This window comes from Vibrio sp. SNU_ST1, from assembly GCF_030563405.1.
In the GTDB taxonomy this organism is placed as follows: Bacteria; Pseudomonadota; Gammaproteobacteria; order Enterobacterales; family Vibrionaceae; genus Vibrio.
On record NZ_CP130749.1, the window covers coordinates 374,532 to 390,052 of the forward strand.

Here is a 15,521-nt window from a genome sequence, read left to right on the forward strand (position 1 = left end):
TGTTTGCAATTTTCTGATTCATCACTAATCGAATTACAACTTGTGGATAGATACTGTGGGTTTACCCAACCATTTACGCCAAGGTAGTGACAATGTCACAAAAATAGTTACTGCATAGAGCATCGACCAACTTAGGCAGATAAACACCAAGGTACAGATGACCAGTGAAATCATGGCTGTGTATCTCGATGTGCCAGTCAGTAATCGGCAGGCCGCTAACATCGCGAGCAAATAAACCAGTACAAAAATACCATTGGCGAGTTTAAGAAAGAATTCGAGATCCAAATTAGACAGCTCGCCGATTACACACGAGATAAGCGCAATAAAGCCAATTGCTAAGGTTGGATAAAGTGGTACGCCACGGCTGTTGAGCTGCGCCATTTTACTGGTAGGAGTGTGTTGGCGAGCTTGAGCCCAAATCATGCGAGACAAGCTTTGGGTGTAAAGGTTTAGGCTAGCAAAACAAGCAAAGAAGCCAAGTATACTGATGACGGTTTTAAAGCCATTGCCAAACAGTTGTTCTGTCACCCACGGGATAGAGGCAGCATCAAATTCGGTTGAACCATAAGCGCCTAGCTTGATAATAACCACAGAACAAGCCCAGTACACCAAGCCTGCGACGAAACACCCGGCAATGATGGCGATTGGGAAGTCACGCTGTGGATTTTTAAACTCCTCTCCCATGTGAGCAAAGGCTTCGATTCCTACAAAGCACCAAAACATAACCGCCAATGCAGCACCAATCGACCACATTGAATCGGACGTCATGGTCGGAACTGCGATGTCGGCTGCAGTGATATCGGCTTTCCAGACAAAGGCACTAACCAAGGCAAAAATCGACAAGGCAATCACGGTTTGTAAACGGCCAGAAGACTTACTGCCCATCAAATTGACGGCAATAAGCAGAGCGACGGTAAAGGACTGAGCGCCAAGTGGTGTGTCGAGTGGCGCTGGTAATAGTTGCTGAGCGAAACCACCTGCCAATGCAATTGCGGCTGGGATTCCGACTGGAATGACGCTGACGAATAGCCATGCCACACTGGTTTCTAATCGCTCACTGAACGCCTGACGAACAAAATAGGCAGTACCCCCTGCATTCGGGTAGCGTTTTCCTAATGCGGCGAAGGTAAGGGCGATGGGGCAAATAGCGATAAACAGGATTAACCATGCTAGTAGCGATAACTGCCCTGCAATGCCTGCCGCGATAGCTGGGATCATAAACAATCCTGTGCCAAGCAAGGTTGTAGAGAGTTGTCCTATTCCTGAAATAAGCGTGATTTCTTGTTTGAGTTGCGTCATTCGCTGTCCTTGCTATTGGCTTTGATATCGGTTTTATGGTGCTGTCTTGTGAGGCTGAGATTGAAAGCATACATTGTCGACATCAATAATACAGCTAGCGAAACGTCTTAAGACACCGTCAATTTAACGGTATTAATTTGATTAAGCGTGAAAGTGTCGGCTGTCATAATGGCTGTTATAAGTAGGAAAGTTGTGTCAAATTAGGCGTTATAAATAGAACAATAAATGGGAAGAATCAGAAGCATGGATAAATTTGATCGCCAAATTTTAGATATTCTAAAAACTAACGCTCGATGTTCAGTGAGCGATATCGCCAGAGACGTCAGCCTGTCTCGTTCTGCGGTGAACGCCAGAATCAAGAAGCTGGAAAGCGATAAGATCATTACTGGATATTGTGCACAGGTGACCGAGCCTGATTTACCGAAGAACGTTGGCGCTTATATCTCTTTGAAGTTTGACATGTCGAGCAGTAACCATAACTGTGAGTCTTACGCTAAAAATATCTACGCCATTGATGGTGTGCAGTGGTGTCACTCTATCAGTGGTGAGACCGACATGATGCTTTATGTTGAAGTTGAAAGCATGGAGCGTTTGAACCAAATTCGCGACCAGCTGCAAGGCTATCCTGAACTTCGACATCTTATGACTCATACTGTCTTAACGGAATTCTTCAACAAGCAAACTTCGTCTTTTAATATGTCTTGAGTTAATGCCGCTTACCTTCACCGTGTCGTCATTTGTCCGAACTTATTCTACTTATTCGTACTCACTCTATTTTTATTCACTCTAAGGTTGCTGATGTTAGGTAATATCAATTTAAATTTGCTGCGGTCGCTGCATGTGCTTCTTGAAGAGTGCCATGTCAGTCGAGCCGCTCAGCGTCTGCACATCACGCAGTCGGCGGTTAGCCGTCAACTGGCTCAGCTTAGAGAGCTATGTGGTGATCCTCTTCTGGTTCGTGATGGGAACAAACTGGTTCCAACCAACCGTGCTTTGTTGCTTAAAGGCAAGCTTGACGACTTGCTGGGCGAGTTTGACCACTTATTAGATGATAAGCCATTTGATCCACAAGATTGGCAAGGTGAATTGGTGTTGGCTTCGAGTGATTATGTTGCCCAGTATATCTTGCCCATTATTGTGTCCGAGGTGTCGAAGGACGCGCCCCATATCAACTTGGCTTATCGTCTATGGCAGCCTAACTTCCTTGAAACGCTCAATGAATCAGGTATTCACTTGGCGTCGAGTATGTTCCCCAAAAAGCCGGGTCATGTCTCAAGTATCAAGCTCGGAGAGGATAAGTCCGTGTGTTTGATGAGAGCCTCTCATCCGTTGGCTAAGCAATCAGCCATAAGCTCGGAAGACATCGTGAGTTACTCACATATCAAAGTCACGGGTGGGGGAGACAAAGACAGTTATTCGGATATTGCGTTAAAGAAACAGGGACATAAACGCAGAATCGCATTGCAGGTACCGTTCTTTTCATCGGCGGGAAACGTGTTAATGCAAGACGATTACTTGATGATTGTGCCGGAGCATATTGCTTATAACTTGGGTCGACATCTCGATGTCGCTTACTTTTCGCTGCCGTTTGAGACAGAAATGCATACCTATTGGCTGATATGGCATCCTAAGTATGACAACGACTCTGCCCATAAATGGGCTCGAGAGAAAGCGTTTAAAGCCATCCAAAAGTCGAGTTACAATATAAGTATGATTTCAAATCATACTAGTAATGATAATCTTTGATTTCAAATAATACCTGCTACGGCTTATTGTAAGCGCTAAGTATTGAGTATTAATTGTAGAGTGTTCAGCTGGAACGCTTTGTTTTACTAGGAATGGAATGATGACAGTAACAATTTGGTTTTCTTTATTAGCTATCTGCTTGTTGGGTGCAATGTCTCCGGGCCCAAGCTTGGCGATGATCGCTAAACATAGTTTGGCTGGTGGCCGTATGAACGGACTTATCGCAGCTTGGTCACACGCTGCGGGTATAGGTATTTACGCGTTCGCAACCATTGTCGGTTTAGCGGTGTTACTTGAGCAATCGCCAATGTTGTTCAAAGGGATCAGTTTAGCGGGTGCAGCGTATCTGCTCTATCTCGGTGTAAACGCGTTGCGTTCGAAAGGTGGTGTTGCCGCGAAACTGGACGCGGGTGAACAGATGAGCTACATGCAGTCTGCTCGCGAAGCTTTCTTGATCTCTATCTTGAGCCCTAAGATCGCTCTGTTCTTTATCGCTCTATTTAGCCAGTTTGTTGCGTTAGGTAATGAACTTAGCAATCAAGTGATTATTGTCTCAACGCCACTGATTGTTGATGGCCTTTGGTATACCTTTATTACTTTGGTGCTCTCTAGCCCGTTGATCGTAGAGCGCATTCGAGCAAAAGCGCAGTTGATCGATCGATTGTCAGGCGTGGTGTTGATTCTGCTTGCTGTGCGTGTGGTGTGGACGATATAGCGATAGTCCATATACTGGAAAGAAACGATATCCATTAAAAAGGCTCACTAGACGTTATCTAGTGAGCCTTTTTGACTTCTATGGATTGGCTTCGACAGGTTTGAGCTTGTTAGCCTTCTGAATTCAGTACAGCATCGAGCTTTTTCATAGAGTCGGAAAAATATGGATTGTAGGTCAAACGAGCATGGTTTTTACCTTCTTCACGATATCCCCATGCTGAGTACCAAACCTTACTTGTCGCGTTGCACTGTGCTTCAAAACCTTCCTCTTGACCATTGGAGCAGATCTTCTCGCTACCATTGATCCCGTAGTAAGGATTGCTTGGCGAGAACAGTAAACCCATATGAGAACCGTTCGAAATGCGTTGCTCCGGGAGTTTCATGCTGTACTCAACAGCCCGAGGATCTTCGAGTGTCGTCTCCCCTTGCCAAATCAATACATTGTTTGGGTTTGGCATAGATTCAGTAAACGCCTGCTGAACGAAGCTGGTGTCAATCACACTGTCGCCTTCACTCATCATAATAAATACGGGCTTATCGAAGTGTTTATCTTGTAAGTCATCACGAACCACTTCTGAGGTTTGGTAGTAAACAGAAGCACCATTCATTGGCAGTGAGTTATAGCGAAGTACATTGTCTTCAGGATCTTGGTCAGCCCAAGTGACAAAATAGCTTGCTAGCTCTGCATATTGAACCGCAGAAGAACTCGGTTGAAACGCAGGAGAGAACAGCAGTAGCCCTGAGATATTAGGATCGTTCATCGCCTGTGAAGTCACGAGGTTTGCGCCTGTCGAATAACCGCCAAGCCACACAGAATCATACTCTTGCTCTAGTAACTTCGTATGATGAGCTACAACACCTTGCCAATCTTCTAAGCTTGGCTGCATTAAGTCACCGACTCGGCTGCCGTGGCCCGGTAGCAATACCGTTCTCACTAGGTAGCTTTGTTCTGCTAAGTGCGTTGCGATGTCTTTAAACGAGTAGGGTGAATCACCTAACCCATGAACCAATAAAACTGCCTTACCATTCGGTGTCGCAGGTTGATATTCGGTAGGTGAATTGAGTTGAATCTCTAGCCGCTTGTCTTTGGTCATGAATACACGGTTTTTCAATAACCAATCTTGAGTTTCATTGACGTAGTCATCAAAGCTGTCTTGCTGATATTCAGGCAAGTTTGGAGATGTTTCGTAAGCAGGTATCGATGTCTCGTTGGAACAACCAACGAGACTTAAAGTCGTTAAGGCGAGCAGCGTTAGAATGGTATTTCTATGCATTTTTTGATGTTGTCTCTGTTGTTCTTTTACTATGTCTGAAACTGAAGTTTAGATTACTTTCTGCTTGAAAGGTCTTCGTATTCACCTTCAATAACACCGGCATCACTGGTAGATGATTGACGTGTGTTCATGTGAGCTGCGAACCCCTGTTTTTTCATTTGATTCTGAATGCGCTTGCCAGTGATTAAAGCTGCAATAGCTAAAGGAATAGCAAGAATCAAGCTCGTGAATAACGCCAATAGGCCAGTAAACAACGCAACAATCGTAACTAATATATTTTTCATATTCATTCCTCTTTTTCTATGTTGTCACTATATCGCTTCTATTCTGAACGAAACATGAACACCGTTAATAAATATCAGAGAGTCACTATGACACAGGCGTGTGTTGATTGAGAGTTTATATGTAGTCATATTCACGCACTAAAAATATGGAGTTTATTTAAGTTTATAAAAATCAACAACTTAAAAGTTGGCACGCTTGATGCTCTATAGGGTTTGGAATAAGTCACTGTAAGCAAAGTACTTACAGCTAATAAAAAATTACTGGAGCCCCTTATATGTTCTGTATTCAATGTGAACAAACAATTCAAACCCCAACCGTAAAAGGCTGTTCTTTCGCACAAGGCATGTGTGGGAAAACGTCAGAAGTATCTGACCTTCAAGACGTGTTGGTGCATTCTCTTCAAGGTGTTTCTTTTTGGGCAAGCCTAGGTCGCGCTTGCGATGTTATTGATACAGAAGTTGATGAGTGGGCACCAAAAGCGTTCTTCGCAACGCTGACTAACGTTAACTTCGACCCTGCTCGTATTATCGAATTCGCACAACAGTCTCATGAATTCAAGCAGCGTTTGGAGCAAAAAGTTCGTGCAGCAGCAACATTGATTGGTTTTGAAATTCCAGAACTTTCTGCAGCAGCACAGTTCGATCTCCCAACAGATTCTTCAGAGCTATTGGCACTTGCGCCTCAAGCTGCGGTAAACCGTGGTCACGACTCTCAACACGAAGATGTGATTGGTCTTCGTCTTCTTTGCCTATACGGCTTAAAAGGTGCGGCAGCCTACATGGAGCACGCGCGTGTTCTTGGTCAAACTGACAATGCTATTTTTGCTGAGTACCACGAAATCATGGCGTTCTTAGGTACCGATCCATCTGACCTAAAACAACTGCTAGATACGTCTATGCAAATTGGCTTGATGAACTACAAAGTAATGGAAATGCTGGATAAAGGTGAGACAGATACATTTGGTCACCCTCAACCAACAACCGTGAATGTTAAGACTAAGAAAGGCCACTGTATTCTTGTTTCTGGTCACGACTTGCATGATCTAGAAAAGATCCTTCAACAGACTGAAGGCAAGGGTATCAACGTTTACACTAACGGTGAGATGCTACCTGCACACGGTTACCCAGAGCTAAACAAGTACCCACATCTTGCGGGTAACTACGGCAGCGCTTGGCAGAACCAGCAAAAAGAATTCGCTAACTTCCCTGGCGCAATTGTAATGACGTCTAACTGCCTACTTAACCCTGATGTAGGTTCTTACGCAGACCGTCTATTTACACGCAGCATCGTGGGCTGGCCGGGTGTTGATCACCTTGAAGGCGACGATTTCAGCGCAGTGATTGATTGTGCTCTTGCGCAAGAAGGCTTCAAACATGATGAGATCGAGCAGATGATCACTGTTGGCTTCGGTCGTAACGCACTGATGGAAGCGGCACCTGCGGTTATTGAGCAAGTGAAAGAAGGTAACATCAAACACTTCTTCCTAGTCGGTGGTTGTGACGGTGACAAATCTGAACGTAGCTACTACACAGACTTCACAGCTCAAGCGCCAGAAGATTCAGTAATCCTGACACTTGCATGTGGTAAATTCCGTTTCAACAAAAACCAATTCGGCGACATTAACGGTATCCCACGTCTGCTAGATGTTGGCCAATGTAACGATGCTTATTCAGCGATTCAGCTTGCTATCGCACTGTCTCAAGAGTTTGATTGTGGTATCAACGAACTTCCGTTAACGCTAGTTCTATCTTGGTTCGAGCAAAAAGCGATCGTTATCTTGCTTACTCTGTTCGCTCTAGGTGTGAAAGGTATCTACACAGGCCCTACAGCACCTGCGTTCCTAACTGAAAACCTACTTAAGATTATGCAAGACGAGTTCGATATGCGTTCTATTTCAACGCCAGAACAAGATCTTAAAACAATCTTAGCGGCTTAATCTAAGCCAACCTGAAGCCTCGTTGTTGTGACGTTTTTAATAAAACAAACAGCTGCGGGGCTTTTTAGATTTAAATCTTTAGTCATTTAATCATCAGTAAGGTGCGTGAACTATGTATGCATGGTCGGATAGCGATTCAATCAATTTAGTGTGTTTAAAGAAATGGCACGAGACGCCAGATACGGTCAGCTTTGAGCTTGGCAGTATTCCACAAGACTTACATTTCAACTTTAAGCCTGGCCAGTTCATCACGTTGGGTTTGGATATGCCGACGAAAACAGATTATCGCGCCTATTCTGTGGCTTCTTGTCCGGAAGATAATCGTTTGAAGCTTACGGTAAAGCGTGTGGAAGGTGGCTTGGTTTCGAACTTTATTGTTGATGAACTTGATGAAGGTGATGAGGTTTCCGTATTGAAGCCGGCAGGTGCGTTTAACTGTATTGATTGCATGCCAACGGAAACAAAGAAAGTAACACTAGTGAGTGCAGGTTGTGGTATCACACCAGTAATGGCGATGGCAAAATATTGGCTGGCTCAAGGCAGTGATATTGAGATCGACTTCGTCCACATGGCACGCAATAAGCGTGAGACCATTTACTTTCAAGAACTGCATCAATTAGATGAGGCGCACAGTAACTTCAATCTTAAATTGCTGCTAAAAGACAGTGAAGGAACATTAGCTCCTCAAGGTCGATTAGATAAGAATTGGTTAGTAAAACTGAGCCCAGATATTTTAGACCGAACTGTTTATCTGTGTGGCCCAGTTGGCTTTATGCAAAACATAGAAAGCTACCTGAAAGAACTAGAATTCAACATGGACAATTTCTATCAAGAAAGTTTCACGCCAGCGAACCAAAACATTGATTCACCAGCCAATAGCAATACTTCATCAGAAGAATCACAGGCGGAAGCGTCTGCAGATACAAATGGTGTCGTTAAAGTGTTTGTACCTGCCTTTGGTGCCGAAGTTGAAGCTGAAGCCGGTACACCATTAGCTGATTCATTAGAGAAAGCCGGTGTTCCGATTATTATTGCTTGTCGTAGCGGTATTTGTGGTTCTTGCAAATGCAAAGTAACCAAGGGTTCTGTGGAATCAAGCAGCCAAGAAACATTGACGCCAGAACAGATTGAGCAAGGTTATGTCCTTGCGTGTTCAAGTACGATTCAGTCAGATGTTGAAGTTGAATTGTAGCCATCTTATACAAGCAAGAATGAAGCACGTGAGAACGGAGCTTTGTTCGTTTGGAAGACAAAGTGTTTAGAAGACATAGCGTATAGCAGATATAAAAAGGCCACTTAGATCGTTAGAGAGAGCAGATCTAAGTGGCAACCCTATTGTTTATACGGGGGAGCAAAACAAAAGGGGTTACGAAGCCCATAACAGACTTCGCAGATATAGTTATTATGTTGTGGAGCTGGTTGCGCTGAGTTAGTTACGAGATCGAAGTCGTTTAAACTTCAGGGTATGTCTTGTAACGAACGCCCATCATCTGTTCCATACAGTGAACAACTTGGCAGCTGTAGCCAAACTCGTTGTCGTACCAAATATAGAGAACAGCGCGGTTGTCTTGCGCGATAGTTGCAACACCGTCAACCACACCTGGGTGACGAGAACCCACTAAGTCTGTAGATACAATCTCAGTTGAGTCGGTGTAATCAATCTGTGCAGATAAAGTTGAAGATAGCGCCATTTCACGCAGGTATTCGTTCAACTCTTCTTTGTTTGTGCCTTTCTCAAGGTTTAGGTTTGCTACTGCCATTGAAACGTTTGGCGTAGGTACGCGAATCGCATTACCTGTTAACTTACCTTCCATTTCTGGCATCGCTTTTGATACTGCTTTTGCAGCACCTGTTGATGTCAGTACCATGTTCAATGAAGCAGCACGGCCACGACGATCACCAGAGTGGAAGTTGTCGATCAAGTTTTGGTCATTGGTAAATGAATGAACCGTTTCGATGTGACCCGATAGGACACCAAACTTGTCGTGAACCGCTTTCAATACTGGCGTAATCGCGTTGGTTGTACAGCTTGCAGCAGAGATGATAGTGTCTTCTGGTTGAATGTCATTTTGGTTTACACCAAATACTACGTTCTTGATCTCACCTTTGCCTGGCGCAGTCAGTAGAACCTTCTTCGCACCATTACACGCAACGTGTTGGCTTAGGCCTTCAGCGTCACGCCACACACCTGTGTTATCAACGACAAGTGCATTCTCGATACCGTAAGATGTGTAATCCACTTCTGCTGGCTTGTTTGCGTAGATAACTTGGATGAAGTTACCGTTAACGATGATCGCTTTACGTTCTTGGTCTACAACGATGCTGCCGTTGAATTGGCCATGAACCGAGTCTCGACGTAGCAAGCTTGCACGTTTTTCTAAGTCACCATCTTTGCCGCCACGAACAACAATTGCACGTAAACGTAGTGGGTAACCTGGGCCACTTTTCTCGATTAATAGACGAGTGAGCAAGCGGCCGATACGACCAAAACCGTACAATACAACATCGCGAGGTTCTGTCATCGCGTCGCCTTCAAGCGATTCTAAAAGTGCAGTTTGTAGGAAATCATCCAACCCGATTGTGCCTTCGCGATCTTGCCAGAATGTATGAGCAAGGCGACCAACATCGATACGACATGGAGACAAGTCCATAGAGAGAAGGTGTTGAATGATTGGTTGAGTCTGTTCAGCGGTAAGCGGAGAACCTGTGTAACGTTTTGCGATGCGGTGAGCTTTGATGATGTCGATAGTTGTTGCGTTAACCAGTGTTTTACCGAAGAGGATAACTTCAACGCCTTTTTGGCGGTACAACTGACCTAAAGTAGGAGCGATTGATTCAGCAATAGTTTGACTAGTTTGCCAGTCTAGGAGGTGCTTTTCGGGACTCATCTTTACTCGGGACCTTTCACGTTAATTTCTGCAATCATAGCGAATGTAGGGTAGCCATGAGTGCATGGGGGAGTTGAGCTATCTAAGCTTTTGTGGTCTTTAACGCCACTTAAATTTGCTTGATATGCCTTGTGTGTAATTTGTAATTTTTATGTGGCAGGATTGTAAGGCACGACGAGTTATTCTGCTAGGAAAAATAAATGCAGATTAATTGTCTGAAAATTGGCTTTTAGTTGGTCATAAATTAAGGTTTTAGCGTCAAGAAAGGCTATTGACTTTAACAGTCTGTAGTACTTAATTTTCGCCAAAAAATACTCAGATCAAAACATAATGTGTAATAAGGGAGTTGCGATCATTAAAGATGTGATCATTAGCACTGGTTACACTTAAAAAGTAAACGACAGATAAGGTATTCAGCGAGTTTTCTAGTTCGACCTTTGAATAAGCTGAGTTTGAGTACAGAAAGTTCGTGACGCAAACGATTAGATCTCACAAATTTGACTTAACTTTGGTGTTTATTGGTTTCTAGAGCAGTGATTTGCTGTCATCTAGAGGCATAACCTTATCCTTTCACTTGTTTAAAACAGACCTTCCTCTTTAAATCCTGTATGTGGGTAACGACTGACGCCAATTTCCTATGATTAGCTCATAATGTCATTTGTTCATATTCAATTTGATCAATAACTCCTGTTAATGTCCTATTCTTATATTGGGCTAGGTAAAAATACTATCGGGAAAGGAGTCGTTATAAAAATGATAAATATGTCAATTAGATGGCGTCTTATTTTTCTTTCAACAGTTTCTGTATTCATCATGTTTGGGTTTACAGTCAATGAAGTGCTCAAGAACGATAAGAAGATGAATCACCTTGAAGCAACGCGAATTAAGGTGGAAGCACTTCAATCTTTTAATGCTGTTTCAAGTGGTGCTTATCAATGGTTAGTGCTGTCTATAGACTCCCCAGAGAAAGGTCCGTTATTTTTAAAGCTACAAGCGGAAGTGGATAGGCTTGCTCATTACGAAATACAACTTCAACAGTTCGACAACAGTTGGACTGTCGAGCCGCAGTTGATTGAGTTAAAGAGTGTGTTAGAGAAGATCGCGCGGGTAAACACTAGTATTGATAGCGACGCATCACAGATTACTGTCAGCAACGCACAGCAAACGGAACGTGCCTTTGACCTGTTGAAAGGCGTGTTAATGGATCTGTCTGAATATCGTGCCAATATAGTGGACGAAAAGATCAGCCAAACAGATGCGATGTTCATCAATCTTACTCACTACGTGTTCTGGACTCAGCGAGAAGCGTGGTTGAGTTACCGCTTGTATCGTTCTCCAGAGCTGATTGATCAATATTTATTGAGCTATGTTGGAGCTTTAGAAAGGCAACAACAGCTGTTAGAGACGTTTTTACGATCAGACAGCCACTCGCTAGAAATTAGCAAACTGTTAAACATGTTCTCCCAAGATGAATTTCAAGACCGTTTTACTGCTCGGCTTCTCAAAGGTGACTTCTCGATACCTGAAATATATGAACATGTGGAAAATTTAGAGCGAAAGAAGCTGGCGATCTCAAAGGCGGTTGGTGCTTATACCGATCAATTAAAGTTTGATTTGACAAAAAATATAGCGCTACAGAAAAGGCAAACGGCGGTTATGACATTGCTTATCCTTGTTGTTTCAGGTGCTTTGTTATGGCTTGGTGTCGCGACATCTTTGCGCTTAAATAGAAACTTATCGATTATTTTGAAAGGGGTGTCTGAATGCGCGGATAGTTACGGCAAGCCTAAGGTGATTCATATTCAAGGTAACGATGAACTTGCCGAGTTCACTGAAACCCTCAATCGAGTGATGGAACGTAACCATCATCACAACAAAGAGCTGATAATAGCAAAAGAAGATGCGATTTCTGCGAATAAAGCCAAGAGTGCATTTTTAGCGAACATGTCCCATGAAATACGTACGCCGCTTAACGGAATTATCGGTATGGCGGAAATTTTATCTCAGAGCCAACTGAGCGCTAACCAACAAGAGGTACTTGAGGATATCGAGTCGTCTTCACATTCGCTGTTGGTGTTGCTCAATGACATTCTCGATCTTTCTAAGATAGAGTCGGGTAACTTAATGTTGTCGCCGCATAATGCCGATTTGCGAGAAGCGGTTTACGACTCTGTGAGTGTAATTTTGTCGAAAGCGATCAGTAAAGACATTGAACTTGATATCAACATTGATGCTCAAACCCCAACACAGTTGTTTTTCGATGAGTATCGTGTTCGACAAGTGCTAACCAATTTGCTGTCTAATGCCATTAAATTTACCTCAAAAGGCACGATTACAACGGATATTGCTTATACACCGATGTCTTTGGGGCGAGGTAAGCTTGAATGCAGTGTGTCTGATACCGGGGTTGGGATTGAGCCAGAGAAGCTAGAGTCCATTTTTGAACCTTTCACTCAAGAAGATGGCAGTATTACACGCCAATTCGGCGGTACAGGGCTAGGGCTTGCGATTTGTCGGCAGCTTGTTGACTTGATGGGCGGCTATATTACCGCGCGCTCAGTGAAAGGAGGAGGCTCTACATTTACCTTTTGTTTGTACGTAGACACGGTCGAGGCTCACGCTCAAACGTTCGATAACCTAAGCCGTGCGACTATTATCTCGAATTCTTTCAATTACCTCGATCAATTGGTCAAAGAGTGCGAGCGCTTAAATGTTCGACCTAATGTTGTGTCATCCATTTCGGAGCTTGGTGAGAGCCTGAAAGAAAGTGACTTGGTACTTTATTGTCACACGCTGCATCACTCCATGGATAAAGATCTTGCGACGCTGAAGGCGTTGTATCCGCTGACTCGCGTTATCGTGTGTCAGCATCACCTATTTAAAACCAATCTAATCACAGAAACGGTTCACTCGACTCATACATTACCATTTTTGGGCAGACGCTTTTTAAACAGCCTACGATCGCTTGATGACGGTGAAGTACAAGCACCGACTGTGGAAGTAAAAGATGAAGAAGTTCGTTCTCTGAATCGACGTATTCTTATTGTTGAAGATAACCTGATGAATCAGAAGATAGCTAGCTTTTTCCTTGAGCAAGCGGGCTATGAATATTTGATTGCCAGCAATGGCCAAGAAGCGGTAGATGTCATCACTCAGGGTGCTCAGTTTGATGCCATTTTAATGGACTGCATGATGCCAGTTATGGATGGTATAACGGCGACTCGTGTGATTCGAGAGTGGGAGACAGATCAACAAGCCCCACCACTCCCCATTATTGCTTTAACTGCTAGTGTCTTAGAAGAGGACATCAAAAATTGCTTTGAAGCAGGCATGAACGCCTACTTGCCGAAACCTTATAAATCCCACCAACTGTATGATCTTTTCAGTAGCCTTGATATTGTCTAATGGTTCCAGTATCAAGGCTAGCGCAGTGTGATTTAGCGTACTTCTTGCCCAAGGCTGTATTGTGCAACACAGCGGCCTACGTAGCTGACTTTTAGTAACCCGGCCACTAATATGGTGCTGATGTGTGCGAAAATTTGAATGGGTAGTGAGAAGTAATCGGCCATCGGATAAGCAACAATAATACTGAGTAGCATAAGCAAGGCGGTGATCGCTAAACTGAAGTTTGAAACAGAAAGTAGAGTTTGAAAGCGTTGAGTCATCGTCTTCATATTGAATTCCTAATTGCTATTAATAATTATGATACTTGTTATCAATAGCAATTAGCGTTCCAATTGTGTTTTTATTATTAAATCAATGGTTTAATTTTTTGGTCTTATTTTTTGTGTCATAATGACCTCGTTGATCTATATGTCTTTATGACTCGGTTGGGTGTTTACCACTGTCTGAATCCACAAGTATCGATGTGGAATCGAACACCAGAATACAAACCCAGTCCAACGTTATTCTTTTGCCCAAATTCCGCATGAATCTTTTTAAGCTTCACGTGTAGGTTTTCGCGAGTAATATCATTAGCAGGCACTAAGTCTAAAGCGCAGAACTCTAAGTGTTTACTTCGCAGTGCGCCACCCGCTTGCTGATTGTAGATATCGGTTCTTTCTCCAGACACAGGAATAACAACGCCAATCTCAGGCTCAATATATTGTTGAATATACTTAAGGGTATTAATCATTTTTGGCACATGCTTTTTATTGGGTAGGGTAAACAGAGTGGTGTTGCTCATAGCCCAGTCGGTCCCTTGCAACAAGACTAAGTGCAGAGGCATGCTTCGGGTGATGCCGTTATCTTTGAGTTGCTGTCCGATCGCCTTGACTTGATCTTGGGCGTGGTTAAGGAGCATCCAACCTCGAAATGCTGATCTCGTGGGAACCTTGTAGCCATGAACATCGACCACGAGGTCGTCATAAGTGATTTCGGTTTCTTCGGTATAAAGTTTCTCAAATTTTTCAGGGTAAGGTTGCGTTGTTGATAGTGCCAAGGTAATCAGAATACTTCCGTACATAAAGTCTCTCCATCGCTTAGGTTCGCCTCGTTATTAACGTTCACCTAGTTACTAACGTTTACTCAGTTACTTACGTACACTAAGGATATTACGTTCGATTAAGTATAGACGCTGGAATTTAGGCACAAAAAAACCCACTACAAAGAGTGGGTTACTATACAAGTAAACTCGCTAGGTTAGATTATTTCTTACCTTGAGTTTGCTTGTCTTCTTCTGTTAGCTCACGAATGCGGCGGCTGATGTCGCGACGAGCTTTAGAGATCTCTGCACTCTTGATGATGTGATCATCAACGCGGTCTTCGTAGTCAGCTTTCATGTTTTTGATAATGCCTAGGATCTCGTCGTGAGTCATCTCTGGCTTGATGTAATCAAGTAGGTTATCAAGAAGGTCGACACGCTTGCGGTTGTCGCGAACTTTCTTTTCGTTGTCTAAAAGTTCACGCTTAAGTTTGTTCTTACGTCGTGCTTGGTTAACAATTTCAAATACGCTGCTCATAGATTCCTTTTCCTAATCGTCAAATACGTTGTCTGGTTCTGATTAAAGCACATCAGTTGGTGTTGTAACAGTCTTTAGATCAAAGCAAAAGTAAGGTTGTATAATTATTCGACACTCTCGCTTAAGTGCGATTGTTTTTATCTAAGAGTTCAAGTTAGTATCCAGTATAGATACTTCATTGATACGAAATGTGGAATGAATCAACAACAATTAGAAACAGACGATCTGGTTGAGGGTGTTACCGAATCTTCAGCAGAACAAAGCAAGCTTCGAGAGGCGTATGTACAAGAGCGCACTAATTTGGAAGTCGTGGAAATAGAGCTAAATCGTTCTAAGATCATAATGATTGATGAACAAGGCAGAAAGAAACGAGTACCGATTTTGTCTGAGCATTAGCCATTACTGGCTGCATTGTTAA

The 15,521-nt window shown here is 43.3% G+C and carries 14 protein-coding genes; 7 read left to right on the forward strand and 7 right to left on the reverse strand.

Features of this window, described 5'->3' with window-relative positions; translation table 11 throughout:
• Positions 1–33 precede the first annotated feature (33 nt).
• On the reverse strand, positions 34–1,299 hold the full coding sequence (yjeH, locus tag Q5H80_RS15975; protein ID WP_304570404.1) for an L-methionine/branched-chain amino acid transporter: 1,266 nt from the start codon (positions 1,297–1,299) through the stop codon (positions 34–36).
• A 243-nt stretch (positions 1,300–1,542) separates the two neighbouring features.
• On the opposite strand from yjeH, the gene Q5H80_RS15980 reads away from it, so the two are divergent.
• The 3 genes from Q5H80_RS15980 (at position 1,543) to Q5H80_RS15990 (ending at position 3,760) form a co-directional block, all read left to right on the forward strand.
• Positions 1,543–2,004 (forward strand): Lrp/AsnC family transcriptional regulator, encoded by a 462-nt coding sequence (locus tag Q5H80_RS15980; protein WP_304570405.1) that lies wholly within the window; start codon positions 1,543–1,545, stop codon positions 2,002–2,004.
• Positions 2,005–2,097: 93 nt separating this feature from the next.
• Positions 2,098–3,045, forward strand: a complete 948-nt coding sequence (locus Q5H80_RS15985) for a LysR family transcriptional regulator (protein WP_304570407.1) — start codon at positions 2,098–2,100, stop codon at positions 3,043–3,045.
• A gap of 100 nt (positions 3,046–3,145) precedes the next feature.
• Positions 3,146–3,760, forward strand: a complete 615-nt coding sequence (locus tag Q5H80_RS15990) for a LysE family translocator (protein WP_304570763.1) — start codon at positions 3,146–3,148, stop codon at positions 3,758–3,760.
• Positions 3,761–3,869: 109 nt separating this feature from the next.
• On the opposite strand, the gene Q5H80_RS15995 is transcribed toward Q5H80_RS15990, so the two are convergent.
• Positions 3,870–5,033 carry a carboxylesterase gene (locus Q5H80_RS15995; protein ID WP_304570408.1) on the reverse strand — a complete coding sequence of 388 codons (1,164 nt, stop codon included), beginning with the start codon at positions 5,031–5,033 and terminating at the stop codon, positions 3,870–3,872.
• A gap of 53 nt (positions 5,034–5,086) precedes the next feature.
• The gene (locus tag Q5H80_RS16000; protein ID WP_009845683.1) at positions 5,087–5,317 is read right to left on the reverse strand and encodes a hypothetical protein; all 231 of its coding nucleotides are present in this window, start codon (positions 5,315–5,317) and stop codon (positions 5,087–5,089) included.
• Between the two features lie 275 nt (positions 5,318–5,592).
• On the opposite strand from Q5H80_RS16000, the gene hcp reads away from it, so the two are divergent.
• Entirely contained in the window at positions 5,593–7,254 is a 1,662-nt protein-coding gene (gene hcp, locus Q5H80_RS16005; RefSeq protein ID WP_304570409.1) for a hydroxylamine reductase, read from the forward strand.
• 112 nt (positions 7,255–7,366) lie between these two features.
• Entirely contained in the window at positions 7,367–8,446 is a 1,080-nt protein-coding gene (locus tag Q5H80_RS16010) for a hybrid-cluster NAD(P)-dependent oxidoreductase (protein ID WP_304570410.1), read from the forward strand.
• A 259-nt stretch (positions 8,447–8,705) separates the two neighbouring features.
• Here the strand turns inward: Q5H80_RS16010 and Q5H80_RS16015 are convergent, their stop codons facing one another.
• A complete protein-coding gene (locus tag Q5H80_RS16015; RefSeq protein ID WP_304570411.1) occupies positions 8,706–10,142 on the reverse strand; it encodes a glyceraldehyde-3-phosphate dehydrogenase in 1,437 nt (478 codons plus the stop codon).
• Positions 10,143–10,955: 813 nt separating this feature from the next.
• Here Q5H80_RS16015 and Q5H80_RS16020 point away from each other — a divergent pair.
• On the forward strand, positions 10,956–13,547 hold the full coding sequence (locus tag Q5H80_RS16020; RefSeq protein ID WP_304570764.1) for an ATP-binding protein: 2,592 nt from the start codon (positions 10,956–10,958) through the stop codon (positions 13,545–13,547).
• A gap of 32 nt (positions 13,548–13,579) precedes the next feature.
• Here Q5H80_RS16020 and Q5H80_RS16025 read toward each other — a convergent pair whose 3' ends face one another.
• From Q5H80_RS16025 to Q5H80_RS16035, 3 genes are all read right to left on the reverse strand, one after another.
• A complete protein-coding gene (locus Q5H80_RS16025) occupies positions 13,580–13,816 on the reverse strand; it encodes a hypothetical protein (protein WP_304570412.1) in 237 nt (78 codons plus the stop codon).
• A gap of 164 nt (positions 13,817–13,980) precedes the next feature.
• Positions 13,981–14,607 carry a D-Ala-D-Ala carboxypeptidase family metallohydrolase gene (locus Q5H80_RS16030; protein WP_304570413.1) on the reverse strand — a complete coding sequence of 209 codons (627 nt, stop codon included), beginning with the start codon at positions 14,605–14,607 and terminating at the stop codon, positions 13,981–13,983.
• A 181-nt stretch (positions 14,608–14,788) separates the two neighbouring features.
• Positions 14,789–15,103, reverse strand: coding sequence for a DUF496 family protein (locus Q5H80_RS16035; protein ID WP_004730049.1), 315 nt, complete (start codon positions 15,101–15,103; stop codon positions 14,789–14,791).
• Positions 15,104–15,298: 195 nt separating this feature from the next.
• Here Q5H80_RS16035 and Q5H80_RS16040 point away from each other — a divergent pair, with 195 nt between their 5' ends.
• Complete coding sequence (locus Q5H80_RS16040) at positions 15,299–15,499, forward strand: hypothetical protein (protein WP_304570415.1); 201 nt, start codon at positions 15,299–15,301, stop codon at positions 15,497–15,499.
• Positions 15,500–15,521: the final 22 nt, after the last annotated feature.

Coding starts and splice junctions, on each gene's coding strand:
- Q5H80_RS16000 (WP_009845683.1), bottom strand. CDS start 5,317: ATGAAAAATATATTAGTTACGATTGTTGCGTTGTTTACTGGCCTATTG.
- Q5H80_RS16020 (WP_304570764.1), top strand. CDS start 10,956: ATGTTTGGGTTTACAGTCAATGAAGTGCTCAAGAACGATAAGAAGATG.
- hcp (WP_304570409.1), top strand. CDS start 5,593: ATGTTCTGTATTCAATGTGAACAAACAATTCAAACCCCAACCGTAAAA.
- yjeH (WP_304570404.1), bottom strand. CDS start 1,299: ATGACGCAACTCAAACAAGAAATCACGCTTATTTCAGGAATAGGACAA.
- Q5H80_RS15985 (WP_304570407.1), top strand. CDS start 2,098: ATGTTAGGTAATATCAATTTAAATTTGCTGCGGTCGCTGCATGTGCTT.
- Q5H80_RS16035 (WP_004730049.1), bottom strand. CDS start 15,103: ATGAGCAGCGTATTTGAAATTGTTAACCAAGCACGACGTAAGAACAAA.
- Q5H80_RS16015 (WP_304570411.1), bottom strand. CDS start 10,142: ATGAGTCCCGAAAAGCACCTCCTAGACTGGCAAACTAGTCAAACTATT.
- Q5H80_RS16040 (WP_304570415.1), top strand. CDS start 15,299: ATGAATCAACAACAATTAGAAACAGACGATCTGGTTGAGGGTGTTACC.
- Q5H80_RS15995 (WP_304570408.1), bottom strand. CDS start 5,033: ATGCATAGAAATACCATTCTAACGCTGCTCGCCTTAACGACTTTAAGT.
- Q5H80_RS15990 (WP_304570763.1), top strand. CDS start 3,146: ATGACAGTAACAATTTGGTTTTCTTTATTAGCTATCTGCTTGTTGGGT.
- Q5H80_RS16010 (WP_304570410.1), top strand. CDS start 7,367: ATGTATGCATGGTCGGATAGCGATTCAATCAATTTAGTGTGTTTAAAG.
- Q5H80_RS16030 (WP_304570413.1), bottom strand. CDS start 14,607: ATGTACGGAAGTATTCTGATTACCTTGGCACTATCAACAACGCAACCT.
- Q5H80_RS16025 (WP_304570412.1), bottom strand. CDS start 13,816: ATGAAGACGATGACTCAACGCTTTCAAACTCTACTTTCTGTTTCAAAC.
- Q5H80_RS15980 (WP_304570405.1), top strand. CDS start 1,543: ATGGATAAATTTGATCGCCAAATTTTAGATATTCTAAAAACTAACGCT.